The sequence below is a fragment of the Virgibacillus siamensis genome (assembly GCF_039522605.1).
Lineage (GTDB): Bacteria > Bacillota > Bacilli > Bacillales > Amphibacillaceae > Lentibacillus > Lentibacillus siamensis.
Map to the genome: position 1 here is coordinate 232,511 of NZ_BAAADS010000018.1, position 18,888 is coordinate 251,398.

22 protein-coding genes and 1 pseudogene are annotated in these 18,888 nt (G+C 42.1%); 6 read left to right on the forward strand and 17 right to left on the reverse strand.

Annotated features, from left to right (window positions below):
• Positions 1 to 35: 35 nt before the first annotated feature.
• Genes ABD010_RS13515 through ABD010_RS13535 form a run of 5 tightly spaced genes read right to left on the reverse strand, consistent with a single transcriptional unit; the run spans position 36 to position 5,274 of the window.
• Positions 36 to 464, reverse strand: coding sequence for a ribosomal eL19 family protein (locus ABD010_RS13515; protein WP_343814078.1), 429 nt, complete (start codon positions 462 to 464; stop codon positions 36 to 38).
• The gene (gene dnaB / locus ABD010_RS13520; RefSeq protein ID WP_343814080.1) at positions 457 to 1,830 is read right to left on the reverse strand and encodes a replicative DNA helicase; all 1,374 of its coding nucleotides are present in this window, start codon (positions 1,828 to 1,830) and stop codon (positions 457 to 459) included. The genes ABD010_RS13515 and dnaB overlap by 8 nt, the downstream gene beginning before the upstream one ends.
• A 50-nt stretch (positions 1,831 to 1,880) precedes the next feature.
• On the reverse strand, positions 1,881 to 2,327 hold the full coding sequence (gene rplI, locus ABD010_RS13525) for a 50S ribosomal protein L9 (protein WP_343814083.1): 447 nt from the start codon (positions 2,325 to 2,327) through the stop codon (positions 1,881 to 1,883).
• Positions 2,324 to 4,297: a DHH family phosphoesterase gene (locus tag ABD010_RS13530; protein WP_343814086.1), complete on the reverse strand. Its 1,974-nt coding sequence runs from the start codon at positions 4,295 to 4,297 to the stop codon at positions 2,324 to 2,326. Before ABD010_RS13530 ends, rplI begins: the two co-directional genes overlap by 4 nt.
• 29 nt (positions 4,298 to 4,326) lie before the next feature.
• The gene (locus ABD010_RS13535) at positions 4,327 to 5,274 is read right to left on the reverse strand and encodes a YybS family protein (RefSeq protein ID WP_343814089.1); all 948 of its coding nucleotides are present in this window, start codon (positions 5,272 to 5,274) and stop codon (positions 4,327 to 4,329) included.
• A gap of 218 nt (positions 5,275 to 5,492) precedes the next feature.
• On the opposite strand from ABD010_RS13535, the gene ABD010_RS13540 reads away from it, so the two are divergent.
• Genes ABD010_RS13540 through ABD010_RS13555 form a run of 4 tightly spaced genes read left to right on the forward strand, consistent with a single transcriptional unit; the run spans position 5,493 to position 8,089 of the window.
• Complete coding sequence (locus tag ABD010_RS13540) at positions 5,493 to 5,981, forward strand: DUF1189 family protein (protein ID WP_343814092.1); 489 nt, start codon at positions 5,493 to 5,495, stop codon at positions 5,979 to 5,981.
• Positions 5,982 to 5,995: 14 nt separating this feature from the next.
• Complete coding sequence (gene modA, locus ABD010_RS13545) at positions 5,996 to 6,763, forward strand: molybdate ABC transporter substrate-binding protein (protein ID WP_343814095.1); 768 nt, start codon at positions 5,996 to 5,998, stop codon at positions 6,761 to 6,763.
• Between the two features lie 13 nt (positions 6,764 to 6,776).
• On the forward strand, positions 6,777 to 7,454 hold the full coding sequence (modB, locus tag ABD010_RS13550; protein ID WP_343814098.1) for a molybdate ABC transporter permease subunit: 678 nt from the start codon (positions 6,777 to 6,779) through the stop codon (positions 7,452 to 7,454).
• Positions 7,455 to 7,468: 14 nt separating this feature from the next.
• Entirely contained in the window at positions 7,469 to 8,089 is a 621-nt protein-coding gene (locus tag ABD010_RS13555; RefSeq protein ID WP_343814507.1) for an ATP-binding cassette domain-containing protein, read from the forward strand.
• Here the strand turns inward: ABD010_RS13555 and ABD010_RS13560 are convergent.
• The 8 genes from ABD010_RS13560 to ABD010_RS13595 form a co-directional block, all read right to left on the reverse strand.
• Positions 8,034 to 8,459 carry a hypothetical protein gene (locus tag ABD010_RS13560; RefSeq protein ID WP_343814101.1) on the reverse strand — a complete coding sequence of 142 codons (426 nt, stop codon included), beginning with the start codon at positions 8,457 to 8,459 and terminating at the stop codon, positions 8,034 to 8,036. The genes ABD010_RS13555 and ABD010_RS13560 overlap by 56 nt on opposite strands.
• A 257-nt stretch (positions 8,460 to 8,716) precedes the next feature.
• Positions 8,717 to 8,947, reverse strand: a complete 231-nt coding sequence (rpsR, locus tag ABD010_RS13565) for a 30S ribosomal protein S18 (RefSeq protein ID WP_343814104.1) — start codon at positions 8,945 to 8,947, stop codon at positions 8,717 to 8,719.
• A gap of 100 nt (positions 8,948 to 9,047) precedes the next feature.
• Positions 9,048 to 9,524 (reverse strand): single-stranded DNA-binding protein, encoded by a 477-nt coding sequence (gene ssb, locus ABD010_RS13570; RefSeq protein ID WP_343814107.1) that lies wholly within the window; start codon positions 9,522 to 9,524, stop codon positions 9,048 to 9,050.
• A 15-nt stretch (positions 9,525 to 9,539) separates the two neighbouring features.
• Positions 9,540 to 9,830, reverse strand: coding sequence for a 30S ribosomal protein S6 (gene rpsF, locus ABD010_RS13575; protein WP_343814110.1), 291 nt, complete (start codon positions 9,828 to 9,830; stop codon positions 9,540 to 9,542).
• 183 nt (positions 9,831 to 10,013) lie between these two features.
• Positions 10,014 to 11,114, reverse strand: coding sequence for a redox-regulated ATPase YchF (gene ychF, locus ABD010_RS13580; protein ID WP_343814113.1), 1,101 nt, complete (start codon positions 11,112 to 11,114; stop codon positions 10,014 to 10,016).
• 212 nt (positions 11,115 to 11,326) lie between these two features.
• Positions 11,327 to 11,524, reverse strand: a complete 198-nt coding sequence (locus ABD010_RS13585) for a DUF951 domain-containing protein (RefSeq protein WP_343814510.1) — start codon at positions 11,522 to 11,524, stop codon at positions 11,327 to 11,329.
• A 74-nt stretch (positions 11,525 to 11,598) separates the two neighbouring features.
• Positions 11,599 to 12,669, reverse strand: coding sequence for a mechanosensitive ion channel family protein (locus ABD010_RS13590; RefSeq protein ID WP_343814116.1), 1,071 nt, complete (start codon positions 12,667 to 12,669; stop codon positions 11,599 to 11,601).
• Between the two features lie 80 nt (positions 12,670 to 12,749).
• On the reverse strand, positions 12,750 to 13,766 hold the full coding sequence (locus ABD010_RS13595) for a YkvI family membrane protein (protein WP_343814119.1): 1,017 nt from the start codon (positions 13,764 to 13,766) through the stop codon (positions 12,750 to 12,752).
• An 89-nt stretch (positions 13,767 to 13,855) separates the two neighbouring features.
• Here ABD010_RS13595 and yyaC point away from each other — a divergent pair, with 89 nt between their 5' ends.
• Positions 13,856 to 14,470 (forward strand): spore protease YyaC, encoded by a 615-nt coding sequence (gene yyaC / locus ABD010_RS13600; protein WP_343814122.1) that lies wholly within the window; start codon positions 13,856 to 13,858, stop codon positions 14,468 to 14,470.
• A gap of 292 nt (positions 14,471 to 14,762) precedes the next feature.
• A complete protein-coding gene (locus tag ABD010_RS13605; protein WP_343814125.1) occupies positions 14,763 to 15,629 on the forward strand; it encodes an AraC family transcriptional regulator in 867 nt (288 codons plus the stop codon).
• A gap of 88 nt (positions 15,630 to 15,717) precedes the next feature.
• Here the strand turns inward: ABD010_RS13605 and ABD010_RS13610 are convergent, their stop codons facing one another.
• The 4 genes and pseudogenes from ABD010_RS13610 to ABD010_RS13625 form a co-directional block, all read right to left on the reverse strand.
• On the reverse strand, positions 15,718 to 16,176 hold the full coding sequence (locus ABD010_RS13610; RefSeq protein WP_343814128.1) for a helix-turn-helix domain-containing protein: 459 nt from the start codon (positions 16,174 to 16,176) through the stop codon (positions 15,718 to 15,720).
• Positions 16,177 to 16,525: 349 nt separating this feature from the next.
• Positions 16,526 to 16,909: pseudogene (locus ABD010_RS13615) on the reverse strand (VOC family protein).
• Positions 16,910 to 16,988: 79 nt separating this feature from the next.
• Entirely contained in the window at positions 16,989 to 17,693 is a 705-nt protein-coding gene (locus tag ABD010_RS13620; protein ID WP_343814131.1) for a DUF554 domain-containing protein, read from the reverse strand.
• A 26-nt stretch (positions 17,694 to 17,719) separates the two neighbouring features.
• Complete coding sequence (locus ABD010_RS13625; RefSeq protein ID WP_343814134.1) at positions 17,720 to 18,874, reverse strand: aminotransferase class V-fold PLP-dependent enzyme; 1,155 nt, start codon at positions 18,872 to 18,874, stop codon at positions 17,720 to 17,722.
• Positions 18,875 to 18,888: the final 14 nt, after the last annotated feature.

Here is an 18,888-nt window from a genome sequence, read left to right on the forward strand (position 1 = left end):
CTGCTGTACATAATGATGCGTGTGTTAAATTGCTTTTAGCTCTTTGAATAGGGCGGCTTTCGGGTTTTATTCGGCGGGTTTTGCCTTTCCATCGGCGGCTTTTCGCTTTTGTTCGGCGGATGGTGCGATTTCTTCGGCGGCTTTTCGCTTTTCATCGGCGGCTTCTGCAATTTCTTCGGCGGCTTTTCGCTTTTCATCGGCGGGTTCTGCAATTTCTTCGGCGGCTTTTCGCTTTTCATCGGCGGGTTCTGCGATTTCTTCGGCGACTTTTCGCTTTTCATCGGCGGGTTCTGCGATTTCTTCGGCGGGTCTTCGCTTTTCATCGGCGGCTTCTGCGATTTCTTCGGCGACTTTTCGCTTTTCATCGGCGGCTTCAGCCTATCCATCGGCGGGGCCCCAGGAAAGCTGCGCGTTTCAAATTCATAAAAAAACAGCCCCCAAAAATAAGAGACTGTTTTACGCATGTGCGGGCTCCGGCGGTACATCACTGTCGGTATACCGGTGATCCAGGTCCACAAACTTATTATATTCTTTGACAAATGCAAGCTCCACATTCCCTACCGGACCGTTACGCTGCTTGGAAATAATAATTTCAATAATGTTCTGCTTTTCCGATTCCTGATCATAGTAATCGTCACGGTATAAAAAACCGACTATATCCGCATCCTGCTCAATACTTCCCGACTCACGCAGGTCGGACATCATTGGCCGCTTGTCCTGACGTGATTCAACACCACGTGACAGTTGTGACAGAGCAATCAAGGGCACGTTCAACTCACGGGCTAGTGCTTTTAATGCACGTGATATTTCCGAGACTTCCTGTTGCCGGTTTTCCCGGGAATTTCCGCTTCCCTGTATCAGTTGCAGATAATCAATTAGAATCATTCCAAGTCCGTTCTCCTGCTTCAAACGGCGGCACTTTGACCTGATTTCACTGACACGGATACCGGGGGAATCGTCAATATAAATCCCGGCATTGGACAGACTGCCCATTGCCATTGTCAGCTTACTCCAATCATCCGCTTCCAGTTTTCCTGTCCTGAGGCGCTGTGCATCGATATTTCCTTCTGCACAGAGCATACGGGAAACCAGCTGATCTGCACCCATTTCCAAACTGAAAATAGCTACATTTTCATCGGTGTTAATCGCAACATTTTGCGCAATATTTAATGCGAATGCCGTTTTACCTACAGATGGACGGGCTGCGACAATGATTAGATCATTCCGCTGAAACCCTGAAGTCAGCCGGTCCAAATCACGGTATCCGGTTGGAATCCCCGTTACATCGGCATCATGGTGCTGAAGCTGTTCAATATTATCATATACATCAATCAGCACATCTTTTATCGCTTTAAAAGCACCCGTATTTTTGCGCCCGGATACCTCAAGAATATTTTTTTCGGCTTCGTTCAAAACATCTTCCACGTCATCTTCCGTATCAAATCCGGACGTAACGATATCTGTCGCAGTACGAATAAGCCTGCGCAACAATGCCTTTTCTTCAACAATTTTACTGTAGTATTCAATATTGGCTGCAGTCGGAACACTACCGGCCAAATCAGACAAGTATTGAACACCGCCAACTTCATCCAGCTTTTTATCATTGGATAATGATGTTGTAACCGTTACAAGGTCAATCGGTTCACCACGGTCTGTTAACTTCAGCATTGCATCAAAAATACGCTGATGACTTGCACGATAAAAATCTTCCGGCATCAGCGACTCGGCAGCAGAAGATAAGGCTTCAGGCTCCAAAAACACCGCCCCGATTACAGCTTGTTCCGCCTCAATGTTATGTGGCGGCGTTCGATCACTCCATATTTCATTCATGCACATTCTCCCCTTTTTAGAGGCTTGTTACGAATCTGGCTGAGACACGACTATTTTTCAGATACGTGAACTTTGATGGTACCGGTAACCTCAGGATGTAACTTAACCGGAACATCCGTATAGCCCATCTCACGAATCGGATTATCCAGTTCAATTTTACGTTTGTCGATTTTATGACCGTGTGTGCTCTTCAATTCTTCGGCAATTTGCTTACTGGTAATGGAGCCGAACAATCGTCCGCTGTCTCCGGATTTCGCCTTAATTTCCACGGTCATGTTGGCCAACTTATCCTTCAATCTTTTTGCTTCATCCACTTCTTCCTGTGCTTTCTGCTTTTCTTTATTCTTTTTCGCTTCCAAGGCCTTTAAATTCCCGGAAGTTGCTTCCACCGCCAGATTGTTCTTGAGTAAATAGTTTCGTGCATACCCGTCCGAAACGTTTTTCTGTTCTCCCTTTTTGCCTTTTCCTTTTACATCTTTTGTGAAAATTACTTTCATTCTGTTTCCCCTCCTTCAAAATATTCCTGCAGTATCTCTTTTAACAATGCTTCAGCATCTTCAATTGTTGTATCTTCAATCTGGGTTGCGGCATTTGTTAAATGTCCGCCGCCATTCATCTGTTCCATAATGACCTGGACGTTAACATCACCAAGCGAACGGGCGCTGATTCCGATCCGGCCATCATTGCGCTCGGAAATCACAAACGATGCCGAAATACCGCTCATTGTCAGCAATGTATCTGCAGCCTGAGCGATCAGCACCCCACCATAAACTTCGCCGGACTTACCTTTTGATATGGCAATCGTATCATGAAAAATTTCCGCACGTTCAATTAATCTGCTTCGTTTAATATAAATATCCAAATCTTCTTTCATAAACTGCTGGACAAGAACGGTATCGGCGCCTTTTGAACGCAAATAGGAAGCAGCATCAAATGTACGTGATCCGGTTCGTAGTGTAAAACTTTTCGTATCCACGATAATTCCCGCCAATAAGGCTGTTGCCTCCAGCATTTTCAGTTTTAATGTCTTTGGCTGGTATTCCAGCAGTTCGGTTACCAGCTCTGCCGTCGACGAAGCATATGGTTCCATATATACCAGTGTTGGATTTTCAATAAATTCCTCTGCCCGTCTGTGATGATCAATGACCACCTTATATTCGGATTTATTCAATAACCGTGAATTGGCAACCATGGACGGTTTGTGTGTATCTACCACTACAACCAGACTTTTACTCGTTATGATTGCTTCTGATTCCTCAGGTTCCACAAAATGCTGCCACAAATCGTCCTGATCTCTTATTGCATCAATCAGCCGGTAAACACCCGTATCAATATCTTCCGGATCGAGTACAATGTACCCTTCCACACCATTGATTTTTGCAATGTTCAGGATACCAATTGCTGCACCGACTGAGTCCATATCAGGTGATTTGTGTCCCATGATGATAACATTTTCACTTTCCTTAACCAGTTCTTTTAATGCGTGGGAAATGACTCGCGCCCGTACTCTGGTCCGTTTTTCCATCGGGTTTGTTCTGCCGCCGTAAAAACGCACTTTTCCGGAATCATCTTTTATTGCCACCTGATCACCGCCGCGGCCAAGTGACAGATCAAGACTGGACTGAGCCAATTCCCCCAATGCAGGGAGCGGGACATTTCCATAACCAATGCCGATACTCAATGTCATCGGAATATTATGTTCAGCATTCAGGCCACGAACCTCATCAAGAATATCAAACTTCGATTTTTCAAGCTGATCCAGCGTTTCTTTCGTTGATACAGCCAGAAAACGATCCTGGGAAGTACGTTTCAAATAAATCCCGTAATCATTTGACCAATTATTCAATACGGAAGTCACCTTTGAATTCATCTGGCTTTTCAGTGTATCGTCCATGTTCTGGGTGATCTCCTCATAATTATCAAGAAATATTATTGATAAAACCGTCTGTTCATTGTGATAAAGCCTCTGTATCTGTGCCTGTGTCGTCCGGTCAAACAAATAAAGCAATCGTTCATTTTTTTTGATGACCGTTTGAAACCTGTATGATTCCAGCTGAAGCCAAACTTCACTGCTATCCTCTTTTATTTGTGAAATCAGGTTGTCATCCAAAATGGAAAGCGATGTGCCGACAAGCGTATCATTCTCCGCAAATTCATTCATAAATGGATTTGCCCATTCAATCACATACTCATCATTGAAAAGCACAATTCCGATGGGCATCTCCAATAACGCCTCCTCACCAACCCTTTTTATGCGATGGGAGAGAGTGGAAATGTATTGTTCCGTATTATGCCGTATTGCGCGTTCCGTTCGGACACTGTAATAAAAAGACGCAGCAAAAAGCACCGTCATTATCAGCCCAAGCATCCATTGGTAATACCAAATAAACGCAAGCACGACAACAGATAACAGATAGATTACCCACAGATGTCTGCTCAGTTTTGGTTTCTTTTGTGAATCCGGCATGAAATCAGCTCCTACTGCTTCTTTCCCGCTTATTTTTTGCCATTATCCCCAATTCGGTCTCTTAATCCGAAACCTATATCAATTATACCTAATAAACGTACAAGGTAAAGAAGCAAAAATGGGAAAAACAAAGACAGCACCACACTTAAAACAGGCAATGCCTTTGAAATGTTTTTCTGGTGGGCATAAAAGAAAATAAATGAAAACCCCTGTAAAGTCATCAATATTCCGGTTAGCCACATAATATTATTTACCGCCAAATATAACGCACCATTTGGATCCGGTTCAAAAAATGTGACTATCAGGGACAAAAAGTAAATCCAAATTAGCGCCACCGGAAACCTTAATGTGCGAAACGGTGGGAATCTCAGCCGTTTTTGATCCAAGCGATTGATAACTTTAAATGCAACCCACTGGCTGATAAAAGCAAAAAGGATCGCCACAATTGCCAAACCGACCGGAAGCAGATTCGTTATCATGGATAATTGCTCTTTCACAGTATTCCATTCTTCGTCTGTCAGTTGTTCGAGGCCGAACTGATTCATGAAGTTTTGACTCATCTGCATGGACTCGGTCAGCATCGTATTTAATTCGTTAATCCAATTAACGTCAAATACAATCTGGCTGAACAGGAATGTAAACAAAAGACCGATAACAAAGCCGATTGATCCGCGTGCCCATGTTTCATATGCGGATAAACCATTATGGATTGCCACCCCGATCATAATCCCGCCTAAACAGGTCAGCACCGTGATTGGCAATGACAGAAAGGTTGCAAAAAGCGACGATAATATAAGAATAGCACCGACCATAATGGCTGCCGGTTTCCAATTATATCGGGCGGCATACATAATAACCGGAACTGGCAGAATAAATATCGCCACAGTCGAGATGAATGGCACAAAAAAAGCAATCAGCAGCAAAACGATAAATAACGCTGTAAGCATTGCACCATCTGTTAGTTTTTTCGAATTCATATATTGCACCTACATCTTTGAAATTTTATCATTAGTATATGATAACACGATTTCACCCTTAATTGGTGGATAAACAAATTATTTCCCGGGCAATAATTTGCTGAATCATGTCTGTTTTTGCGAAAAGTCATGGAATCTTCATTCCTGAAAAGCGATTTTATCATTGTTTTCCATTATAATATAGAATGGAAGCAATATATTCATTAAGGATGAAAGTGATGATCTTTTTACAGGCTTTTTTACATAGCATCAGATTACCCAAGAAGCAGGCAATGTTCAAATTAAACCGCATCGGAATGGACATAACCGTCGTATATATGTTTATTCTGATATTTATCATCTCATTGCCTTCGTTCGTAAACCGGCTTACTTCAGCGGAAGGGCTGGGAGCAGACATGCCTTTTCTGATGCACCTTGTATACTTTTTTATGTTTTACTATTTACCATTAACCATTATGCTTTTTTTGCTTATTTCATTAATTGCTTATGTCGGAACACTGATTGCAAAAGCACTAAACCGCAAAATCCGATTTTCAATTTTGTGGAAGATGACAGCATATACCACGACTATTCCGTTTTTGGTTTATGCGATTGTGGCCATGATTTTTCCAGTAAGTGATTCCTATATATGGATTTTCATTATCTATTCCATGCTGTTCATAATTAAAATAATTACGGTTTATCCAAAGCGAAAAAAACGAAAATAGGAGTTTTATTGCCGATGAAATACGTAAAGTTATTTTCCATCATGTTCATATTACTTTTGGCAGCAGGGTGTTCCAACAACACAAGTGATGCAGAACACAAAATTTTTGTTTCTGCAGCAGCGAGTTTGTCCGGCCCTTTAAATGAAATTGTGGATGAATTTCACAAAAAACATCCGGATACTGTAGTTACATTACAGTTTGGCGCATCGGGAAAACTTGCCCAGCAAATTCAGCAGGGTGCACCAGTTGATGTTTTTCTGTCTGCTGATGAAAGAAGAATGGACATTCTTGCAGAGCAAAATATGATTTTGGCAGATACGAGAACCGATTTTACTGAGAATAAACTTGTTCTGATAGCAAACAAAAATACTGATGTAACCATCGATTCACTAGAAGCGCTTCCTTCAACCAATCTCAGTCAGATTACACTCGGGAATCCGGAAAGCGTTCCGGCAGGCACATACGCCAAACAGGCGCTGAAGAATGTCGGGGTTTGGAACCAACTGGAGGGGGATCTTGTATTTGCAAAAGACGTGCGGCAGGTGCTCACCTATGTTGAATCAGGAAACACTGATTTGGGATTTGTTTATGCATCTGATTTAAAACGATCTGATCTGGTGAAGGGCATTGCCGAAATTGATGAAGACTTGTACGATTCAATCGTCTATCCGGCAGCAGTGACTTCCTCGAGTGAAAGCGCTGAACAAGCTAAAACATTCGTTCAATTTTTGAATACCAAAAAGGCTCAGTCGATACTGGCCGATGCCGGATTTGGTTCCTGAAGGTGGGTACAGAATGGATTTCACACCATTATTTCTGTCATTAAAAATAGCAGGAATTGCCTCGGTAATCGTACTGGTGCTTGGTGTATTTCTGGCACGGGTTGTTGCCCGCAATCAGTTTTCCGGGAAGCGGATTTTGGAATCCTGTCTGATGCTCCCCCTGGTCCTGCCTCCTACTGTAGTCGGGTTCGGCCTGCTTTTTTTATTTGGACGTAATGGTCCGATTGGCAGCTTGTTGCTGTCCTGGTTCGATTTTCAAATCGTATTTACCTGGATTGGTGCTGTTATCGCTGCGGTTGTTGTTTCGTTCCCATTAATGTACCAGAGTGCCGCAGCTTCGTTTCAAAACTACGATCCGAATCTGGAAAATGCAGCATTAACGATGGGAGCATCCAAATGGAAGGTTTTCTGGACCATTTCCTTTCCGCTTGCACGCCCTGGCCTGATTGCCGGACTCGTATTAACATTTGCCCGTGCCCTTGGTGAATTTGGTGCAACATTAATGATTGCTGGATACATCCCAAACCGGACCGAAACGATACCGCTCACCATTTATTTCGCTGTCGAATCCGGCAACATGGATGCAGCGGTGTTTTGGGTGTTGAGTATTATTGCGGTTGGATTTTGTGCAATCTTATGGCTCAATTGGTGGAATGGGAAAAATATTCTGCGGTTTTCGACTGACAAATAACAGGTGGATTGATGATGCTGACATTGGACATTACCAAAAAACTGAAAGACTTTTCGATTGATGTGACCTTAGACATTGGCGGGGAAATCGCCGTCCTGTTTGGGCCGTCCGGGGCTGGAAAAACAACCATGTTGAACTGCATCTCCGGACTGTCCAAGCCCGATTCAGGCCGCATTGTCCTAAATGAACGGGTTCTTTTTCAGGACCGGGAGCAGTCAATTGCCGTGCAGAAACGAAATATCGGCTATCTGTTCCAGGACTATGCGCTTTTTCCGCATATGACGATTAAAAAGAACATTACATACGGGATGAAAGATGAGGCACTCGTTCATCAACTCGTGGAAGTAGTTGGGATTGGGCATTTGCTGGCGAGCTATCCACACCAGATTTCCGGGGGTGAAAAACAGCGTGCGGCACTAGTACGGGCTCTTGCAACCAAACCTGACGCATTGCTGCTGGACGAACCATTTTCATCACTCGACAAGAAAACAAAGGATGAATGCCAGAATGAGCTGCTTCGGCTCCATTCGATATGGAACATTCCCATTATTCTGGTCACCCATGATTATAATGAAGCTGTCAAACTGGGAAATCGGATTCTGCGGATGGAGGACGGGAAAATAATAAATAGCTGAATGAAATGCGAAGATGACGCGTGGTACGACAGAGGTGTTTAGTCAGCGGGATAACCCCTGTATATAGCGCGTTTCGGGTTTTATGCGGCACGCTTCGGACTTTATTCAGCGGGTTTTGCGATTTCTTCGGCGGCTTCGACCTTTTATCGGCGGGTTCCACGTTTGCTTCGGCGGCTTTGCTCTTTTCATCAGCGGGTTCCACGTTTGCTTCGGCGGCTTCGACCTTTTCATCGGCGGGTTCCGCGATTTCTTCGGCGGCTTCGACCTTTTCATCAGCGGGTTCCACGTTTGCTTCGGCGGCTTTGCTCTTTTCATCAGCGGGTTCCGCGATTTCTTCGGCGGCTTCGACCTTTTCATCAGCGGCTTCCACGTTTTATTCGGCGGCTTCGACCTTTTATCGGCGGGTTCCACGATTTCTTCGGCGGCTTCGACCTTTTATCGGCGGGTTCCGCGTTTGCTTCGGCGGGTTCGACCTTTTCATCAGCGGGTTCCGCGATTTCTTCGGCGGCTTCGACCTTTTATCGGCGGGTTCCACGATTTCTTGGTGCGTTGTATCTACCCGAGCCTTTTCATTCACTTCAATAAAATAGGAAAAAGCGGGAGCACTATTGACTCCCGCTTTTCGTATTACTCAGTCACATATGGCAATAATGCCATTTGACGAGCACGCTTGATTGCTTTTGTAAGTTTGCGCTGATATTTCGCAGATGTTCCAGTTACACGACGAGGAAGAATCTTTCCGCGTTCAGAAATGAAACGTCTCAGCAAATCAACATCTTTATAGTCAATGTGTGTAATTCCATTCGCTGTGAAGTAACACACTTTACGACGCTTTGCACGACCGCGACGAGCTGCCATGATAAAACCCTCCTTCAATTATTTTATCCATTCAGCTTAAACATCCGATAACCCGGCGTATTACTTCGCTTTCATACGTTGCTGCAGATGCAAGCATTTCCTAGAATGGCAAATCATCATCTGATATATCGATAGGCTCACCGTTATTTTTAAACGGATCCTCTTCGTTTTGGTTTTGATTCTGGTTCTGGTTCATCCGGTTCTGATTCTGGTTTTGCTGGAATCCTGATGACTGCTGATCTCTGTTTTGCGAGGAGCCTTTTGTTTCCAGGAACTGAACACTGTCTGCAACAATCTCTGTGACAAATGCAGTTCTTCCATCTTTTGTTTCGAATGTTCGTGTTTGAACACGTCCATCGACACCTATCATACTGCCTTTTTTCATATAGTTTGCAAGGTTTTCTGCCGGTCTGCGCCAGACGACACAATTAATGAAGTCCGCATCACGGTTCCCCTGCTGATTGGAAAAAGGACGATTGACTGCTATGGTAAAGTTGGCTACTGCCACTCCATTTGGTGTATAACGTAAATCAGGATCCTTCGTTAATCTGCCGACAAGTACGACACGATTCAACATCAGAACCACCCCTTATTATTGATCATCTTCTCGAATTGCCATATGACGAATAATATCATCAGAGAACTTAGCAAGACGATCAAACTCATTGATTGCCTGTTCATCACTGCTGAAGTTGATGATTACATAGTATCCATCACGGTAATCATTGATTTCATAAGCAAGACGTTTCTTGCCTTTTTCATCAACTTTTTCAATCTCCGCGCCATTATCGGTCAATACGTTGTTGAAACGCTCAACTAAAGCTGTTTGAGCTTCTTCTTCGATATCCGGGCGGACGATGTACATGATTTCGTATTTTCTCATCCGTTGCACCTCCTTTTGGTCTTAGCGGCTTCATTTTCATGTCAGGTTTCCATGTAATGGATGTCCATCCACTGTTACCCGGCATTTAACGAAGCAAGGAGTAATCTGCTTGCATTACTCACGACAATGTATTATACCAAATCTTGTTTTAAAAAACAACCATTCGAGGGATCCTTTTTACTGTTATACATTAAATCGGAAATGGATGACATCGCCATCCTGGACGATGTATTCTTTTCCTTCCAGACGAACCGTACCATTTTCCCGGGCCTTGGCCATCCCTTGTGCTTCCATGAGATCATCATAGGATACCGTTTCGGCACGGATAAAGCCTTTTTCAAAATCGGTGTGAATAATTCCGGCTGCCTGTGGTGCCTTAATCCCTTTACGGAATGTCCATGCACGTACTTCCGGTTCGCCGGCGGTAAAATAAGTTGCCAGTCCGAGCAAACTGTAGGAAGCTTTAATCAACTTGTCCAGGCCTGATTCACTTATGCCGAGATCATCCAGAAATTCTTCTTTCTCATCCTGTTCCAGTTCAGCAATTTCTTCTTCAATTTTGGCACAGACGACGATTACCTCAGCATTTTCATTTGCAGCATATTCTTTTACCTTTTGCACATTTTTATTTGCATCAGGATCCGCCACTTCCTCTTCACTGACATTTGCCACATACAGTGTTGGCTTGCTTGTCAATAAATGAAGGCCCTTCACTACTTTCCACTGATCCTCAGTAAATTCCAGCGCTCTTGCAGGCTGGTCGCTTTCAAGCCCTTCCTTCAGTTTCAAAAGAATATTCTGCTCAGCTACCGCTTCCTTATCTTTCTGCCTGGCCATTTTCTCGACCCGCTGTAGTCGTTTATTAACGGTTTCCAGATCGGCAAGTATCAGCTCCAGATTAATAATCTCAATATCATCAATCGGATCAATTTTGCCTGATACATGAGTAATGTTATCATCCTGAAAACACCGGACTACCTGGCAGATTGCATCAACCTGGCGGATATGGGATAAAAACTGATTTCCCAATCCTTCCCCTTTACTTGCGCCTTTCACAATCCCGGCTATATCAGTGAATTCAAAAGCGGTCGGGATTGTCTTCTTCGGTTTTACCAATTCCGTTAATTTATTTAAGCGATTGTCCGGAACTTCCACAATTCCAACATTCGGGTCAATTGTAGCAAATGGATAGTTTGCCGCTTCTGCCCCTGCCTGTGTAATTGCATTAAACAATGTTGATTTACCAACGTTTGGAAGTCCGACAATTCCTGCTGTCAGTGACATTCAACTTTCACTCCTTAAGGGTTACCATTCATATGAACGCTCTAGTCATATCAATTATAGATACAACAAAATAAATTGACAAGTTATCAAAAAACAAAAATGGGCAACAAAAGTCACCCATTTTTGCCTTTTACCCTATTATTTTTAAATTTTCTATCTCTGTATAGCTCTATAATACTATTTTTTGGACAGATTAGTCAATTTTAACTAATTTATTTTTCCGCTTTTTCCAGGACTTTTTTCATTTTCCTGGAAAATTCTTTACGCGGCAGCATGACACTATGGCCGCATCCAAGGCACTTAATGCGTATATCCATTCCCATCCGGATAATTTGCCAGCGATTTTCGCCGCATGGATGCTGTTTTTTCATTTGTACAACATCATTCAGTTCGAATTCCTTATCAACCATTCGATCCATACCTCGCTTTCCATTATGGACACCCTCTGCGTTTGATCAAATGCCCAGGTGCAACGTTTCCCACATTATTCTGCACCATCCCCATCTGTTCCGATATCTCGTCTGTCAGGTTTCCACCTGCCTGACTCTGTTTTCCTACCCGCTAGTTGGCTATCCGAATCATCCGTTGATTGATTCTCACTTTTACTTGCGGCAGTTTGTTTTAAACTGTCATGTTCGTGCGGCAAGTCAGCCTGTTTACTCTTGTCGTGTTCAGCTTCCATCGATGTTGGCTGCTGATTTCTTGTATACATAACAAGGCGTGGCGCAGGAATTTGAATTCCTTCGTTGTATAGGCGCTCTTTCACTTCTTTCCGGATTATCCGGGCACCTGCCCACTGGTAAACAGGAAGCGTATCCGCAATGACACGAATAACATAATGGGAAACGTCCAACGTCTGTATACCGTGTATGATTGGTGTATTGACAATCTCTTCATATTTGTCCGGGAGACCCTGAATGACATCTTCTATAATTTCTTCAGCCACCGTAATGTCACTTTCATATGGCACATTTATGTCAATAACAGCCAATCCATTATAGATGGAATAATTGGTTACCTGTGTAATATTGCCATTCGGCACGACATTCAATTCACCTGTCCAGCTTTGGATTTTGCTGGTACGCAAACCAATCTCCTCAACGGTTCCTTCTACTCCTGATGCAATAATGTAGTCACCAACTGAAAACTGGTCCTCAAAAATAATGAAGAAACCGGATATGACATCTTTGACAAGACTTTGTGCACCAAAACCAATTGCAAGACCCGCAACTCCTGCACCAGCGAGAAGTGCACCGACCTCAAAATTGAATACGCCATCCAATATCATGATAAGTGCAGTAAAATAAACTGTATATTTAAGTGTATTGGTGATTAATTTCTCAAGTGTTTTTTCTCTTCGTTCTGTAATACGAAGCGGGCCTTGTCTACGGCTTTCGAATAAATGATCAACCAGTTTTGATCCAATCCGTATTACCAATACAGCAACAATTATAATTACAATTATTTCAACAATGCCCTGGACAATCGTAGTCCATAAATCGGGACCCGTTACATAATCCCATAAACTTATAATCCTGTCACTGAAATAGTCCACATTCATCCCTCCGGCAAACGAATACTTATATATAATTGTACATTACTCTCAAGTCCAATGAAAGGAATTGCACTGTTCGTTCAACCCTTTTTATTCCAAACAGGATAAAGTAATAATCTCGTCAGCACATATAAATTTAAAATTCCATATATAGGATAAATATAGCTTATTAACGCGGAAAAGCCAAGGGTTGTCAATGGAATCATCAAAACCAATATGACAGTAGCGAGCAGCCACACAGGACTGTTATGCCATATCGTTTTCAACCTGGAAACAATCCCGAGTACTCCTGCCGCAGCTGTGGTAAAAATGGCAAACCATAGCATAATCGACATGAATATCAGCATGCCAAACGGATAATGTTTTAATATGGCAAATAATGGGATTTCATACAGGAGCAGTTCATCTGCTATCTGAATTAAGCTGCTGTTATATACATAGGAAATGACCCCAAGCAACAGCCCGCTCCCGAGTGCTGCAATCCATATTTCACGCTTCGACTCCACCTTGCTGCCAATTGCGCCGAGTACAGCAATCAATGGCAGGATATTTAATGCGGTAAATGGAAATGCAGCAGTCCAATTTCGCTGTTCATGCCAGTTTGGTGATAAATTAAGGTTTTGATCCAATGTGAACAACAGTAAAATAAACAAGAGACCACCAAGCAGCAACGGCAAAATAACCTGATTTATCGCCAACAAACCACTGATATCCTTCATAAACAGTACAATCAGGGCGATTACAATGAAGAAGACACCCCACCAGTACGAGAAACGAAATGCCTGTCCGGTTGCACCACTTCCCGCTATCATGACAACAGTTGTGGTAAACAAATATAGAAATATCATGACATCATAGACACGGGTTAATTTTGACCCAACAATAATTTTTAATACCGGCAAATAGTCGGTTGATTTTTTTTCATAGCTGATTTTCATTATAACCAGACAGCAAATTGAGAAAAAAATCATAAACAATATGATAGCAAGTCCACTTTCATGGCCAAAAAATTGCCACAGCTCTCTCCCGGAAGCATAACCTGCTCCAATTGTTGTACCGATAATTAAGAACATCCATTTCAGACCAGCTTTCCACATTGCATTTCCTCCATTATTTTCATGTATTTAGGTATAGAACGAAATTTATTTCCGTATACTTATACCAATATGTTTTTGGAGGATAAGCTATGAATCTGATAAAGCGTTTTGATTCAAAAAATAATAAACTGCAAATGCTTCACACCAACCCTTTTCTATTAAATAAAATGAGTCAAAAAATTATTTCCCTGATGCCTGAACTTGCTGAGGACTTTCTTATCGTCTGCATTGGAACCGATCGCTCCACCGGTGATGCACTCGGCCCGCTTACAGGCTCCTATTTGGAAGAGCAGCAAATGGGTGCTTTTACCGTTTACGGCACACTGCAAAATCCCGTCCATGCTATGAATCTGAAAGAATATTTGACCCTGATAAACAAACAGCACCATAATCCGTTTATTATCGCTGTCGATGCCTCCCTCGGAAAAACCGCAAAAGTTGGCAGTATTATATTGGACAAAGGCCCACTGCGTCCGGGAGCTGCTGTGAACAAGGATTTACCACCGGTCGGGGATATTCATATCACAGGAGTTGTCAATATGAGCGGATTTATGGAGTACTCCATCCTGCAAAATACAAGGCTTTCTGTCGTAGTGGAAATTGCCAAAAAAACCGCTGAAGTCTTACATTTGGTGGATCAGAAGCTGACAGCAGGCGCATTCCCGCAAACACCAACCACGGTCACGAAAAAAACATTACTGTGAAATTCGTATTCGCAGTATCCACTCTGCCGGGAGCGACAGGATGTGAACAACCCCGCAACTCAAAGCCTATTCGATGATTCGTTCTTCACTGCATGTATACATCACTGCCGGAATTATTTTCAACAATCGAAAGTCAAGCCGCATTCTTTCAATGAAAGATGCGGCTTTTTAATTAAAATTTTCGGGAAAAGTTAGCATACATGAAACATAGGTCCCGACAAATTCCGTATAGAAAATATCGAGTAAAACATTGTTTATAGCGTTATTATGTATTTGTGAAGGAGGGGAATGCATGTTACAAAAGTTCAATCATTTAATGGATTACATCGAAACCCATTTAACAGAAGAGATCTCTGGAAAAACGATATCAAAAATCGCAGGAATATCCGATTATCATTTTAAACGAATGTTTTCTTACATGGCCGGAATCTCACTGAATGCGTATATCAAAAACAGGAGATTATCCGTTGCAAATGTTGAATTAATAAACGGAGCCAAAGTGACAGATGTTGCCTATAAGTATGGCTATCAATCCATAGACGGGTTTTCAAGAGCCTTTCGTGAATGGAGTGGTTTTTTGCCATCCGAAGTAATGAAAAACAACATTCAAAAATCATTTCCCAAATTTACATTCATTATCGATATACGAGGAGGAATATCCATGGAATTTAAAATTGAAAAGAAGGAAAAATTTAATATTGTAGGTGTATCGAAAAGGGTTCCCATTCAGTTCGAAGGTGAAAATAATGCCATCGTAGAACTGGCCCAGTCCATTACCGAACAACAACGAAAGGAAATGCATCAATTAGCTGATTTATATCCTCATCAGGTTTTAAATGTCTCCTACGAATTTGATGATGGTTACCTTGAAGAAAAAGGATTCCTGACGCATATGATTGGTTTTGCAACGACAAAGGAAAATCCATTTGATGATTTAGAGCAAATCTCTATCGATGAAAGTTTATGGGCAATTTTCCCGAATGAAGGACCATTCCCTGCTACACTACAGGAAACTTTCGCAAAAACGTATTCTGAATGGCTGCCTTCTGCCGATTATGAAATAGCAGATCTGCCCGGAATTTCGTTTACAAATCACACGGGCGATTCCGAAAATGTATATAGTGAAATTTGGATGCCAGTAAAGGAAAAAAACAATTAGACCAGTCAGATGTGACTGGTCTATTTAGTCTTTATTCCTTCAACATCGGAAATATGATGCAATTTGTTTTAAATTTCTGTCAATTACCTTAATTATCAACATAATTATTTTTAAACTGATCGGAACCAATACCGCCGATTATCATGAAAGCTAACGGTAAAAAATTCGATATGATGTTTGGTATACCATCTGGAATCATAACAGCAGTACCAAAAAAATGATGCAGGCCAAAGATAATAAGCTTTACGACCAATAGAAATACTCCTAATAAAAACACACTGTCAAACAATGCTTTCCATTTCGGATGCGCCAGTTTTTTACTGTCCCGAATTACTTTTTCTTTCAATTCTTTGTCACTCCTTAATAATTCGTCTATCGTGATACCGAATAAATCACTTAATTCAATGATCACTTCGATACTGGGATAATTTTTGCCAATCTCCCATTTTGAGACTGACTGACGACTAACATGGATTTTTTCAGCGAGGTAAGATTGTGACCACCCTCGTTTTTCCCGTTCTTCTTTTAACCTTTCACCAAAATACATGTTCATCATCGCCTTTCTTTTTTTCCATTATTGTCAGAGTGAACATCTTAAGTAAAGATAGTTATAGGCGCACCGGGGCGCAACCAGTCGTTGCCCCTTCCTTATTTCATCGCATCACTGGAATATGCCCTACGTCATAAAAATAAAACAGACGAAATAATTATAACTATTATCATAGAAAAACCGGCTCTTCACAGGTTAAATTCTTGCTTATTCCAAGTGATTGCCGGTTATAATAGGTCGTCTTTTAAGTTACACTTTTTAATTTGTACCAGTCTCTTTGAGTAACTTCAGCTGAATAAATTTTTTTCTGCAAGGGATGGTTTCCGTATATTACCCTACAGTCACATTAGTCATTCTTTTCCATAACTGCGAAATAGTTTTGTTCGCTATCTGCAAAATTAAATACTCTGCCAGATAGCATGTTTACAATTTCTCCAACCGTGACATTGTTACTTAATAAATCGTCATGCAACGTATCGAGACTTTCCGTGAAAAACATTAATGAAGGTGTATCCAGGTTTAATTCAGGCTGCATTTTAGCAATTAATTCTTTATTGTGGAGTACAATACTCGTTCCCACGCCCTTTGATGGTGCTATTTCAATTCACCTCATACCATGGCCATCATTATCATCAGAAATTACATGAAACCCGACTTTTTCTGTCCAAAATGTAACAGCCTCTTCCTGGTTATTAACGTACAGCATAATTTGACCAATCTTATTAATCATTAAATTTCCTCCTCATTTTTTATTTCCATTCAACGTCTCCATTGGCTTCACTTAACACTATAATTTTCCGAAAATTGTTTCAAAACAGCAAATATATATAATAGACAAACCCAACAGTAAGTAATGAAGGCAGCAAGTTTCCGACACGAATTTGAACCACCTTCAACAGATTCAAGCCAATCGCAACGATTAACAACCCGCCAACTGCCGTTATTTCCGTGATCAAGCCATCAAGGAATGTTTCCGGAAGAAGCTGTTCAATTTGCGTGGCCAATAAAGCAATCGAGCCCTGGTAAAGAACTACCGGAATCACCGAAAAAATGACACCAAATCCAAGTGTTGTCGTTAGAACAAGTGCAACAAATCCATCAATTACTCCCTTGGTCAGCAGTATTTCATGATCTCCCCGCAAGCCGCTGTCCAGAGCGCCAATGACTGACATGGCACCAATGACAAAGATTAAGGAAGCGGTGATGAACCCTTGGGAGACGCTGAAATTTTCATTCGTCGTTGAAAAATGCGAGCCAACCCAGGTACCCAAACGATTTAGCCCCTCTTCTACATGGATAAGCTCCCCTATTATTGCCCCTGTTAATAAACTCAGCAAAACCACAATGATAACTTCTGTTGAAAAAGCCATTTGCATGCCAATCAGAATTACAGCCAGTCCAATTCCATGCATCACCGTTTCTTTGTAACGTTCAGGTATTTTCGTAAAAACCAGCCCTAACAGGCTTCCTGCTATAATACAGGCTCCATTCACTAATGTTCCATATAAGACCATTACAACCTCTCCAATTACCCTGTTATTTATATTTGTTCGTATGCTGAACCTATTTCTTTAATTGCTTCCAAAAAAGCTCGTACTTCTGCTTCGGTATTATATATTCCCAGGCTTGCCCGCACCACGCCTTGCTCTGTTGTATCCAGTGACTCATGACCAAGCGGACTGCAATGAAGGCCGGCCCGCACAGCGATATCGTAATGTGAGTCCAATATCATGGCCACTTCCTGTGAAGAAACATTTCGAACATTAAAGGCAGTAATCGGCACTCTTGGCTGGTGTTCATCTGGACCATAACACGTAATTCCAGGTAGTGATTTAAGTCCGGTTACCAATTGTTTGGCAAGCAATGTTTCACGTGGAACATTCCCATTTTGTCTTTTTTCAACCTGTTTCAAAGCAGCATTGAAACCAGCAATTCCTGGTGTATTCAGTGTTCCGCTTTCATATCTTTCCGGCCATTGTTCCGGCTGATCAATCGATTCAGAATGCGCGCCTGTCCCGCCATGATGAATCGGCTCCAATTGTATTTCTCCATTCACAAGAAGCATACCGGTTCCCTGTGGTCCAAGCAACCCTTTATGGCCAGGAAAAGCAAGCATGTCGATATCCTGTTCTTTCATGTTTATCTCTGTATGTCCGGCGGTCTGCGAACCGTCAATCAGGGTGGAAATGGAATTATCATGAGCAAGCTTTGTCACTTCTTCAATCGGCAGGATAGCACCGGTTACATTTGATGCATGTGTCATCACGATCAGTTTTGTATCGGCAGTCATCGCCTTTTTAACATTATGTATAAACTGATCACTGTCATCTTCCCATTTTACATACGTCACATCTATTCCTTTTTGTTTTTTAACATACTCCAACGGCCTTCTAATGGAGTTATGTTCAAAAGAAGAAGCGATAACATGATCTCCCGTCTTCAGTGGAAAACCTTTAATCGCCTGATTCAGGGCAGCCGTGGCATTCGGATAAAAAAGTGCTTTTTTTGGATCTGTACACCCAAAAATATAGCTTGCTCTTTCCCTGGTTTCCTGAATCAAATTCGCAGCCCTTCTTGCTAATTTGTGACTCCCTCTGCCAGGGTTTGCACCTGCCTCATTTAACGCGTACATCATTGCCTCCCCTACTTCAGGTGGTTTTGGGAATGATGAAGCTGCCTGATCAAAGTATATCATCAGATCTCCCCCAT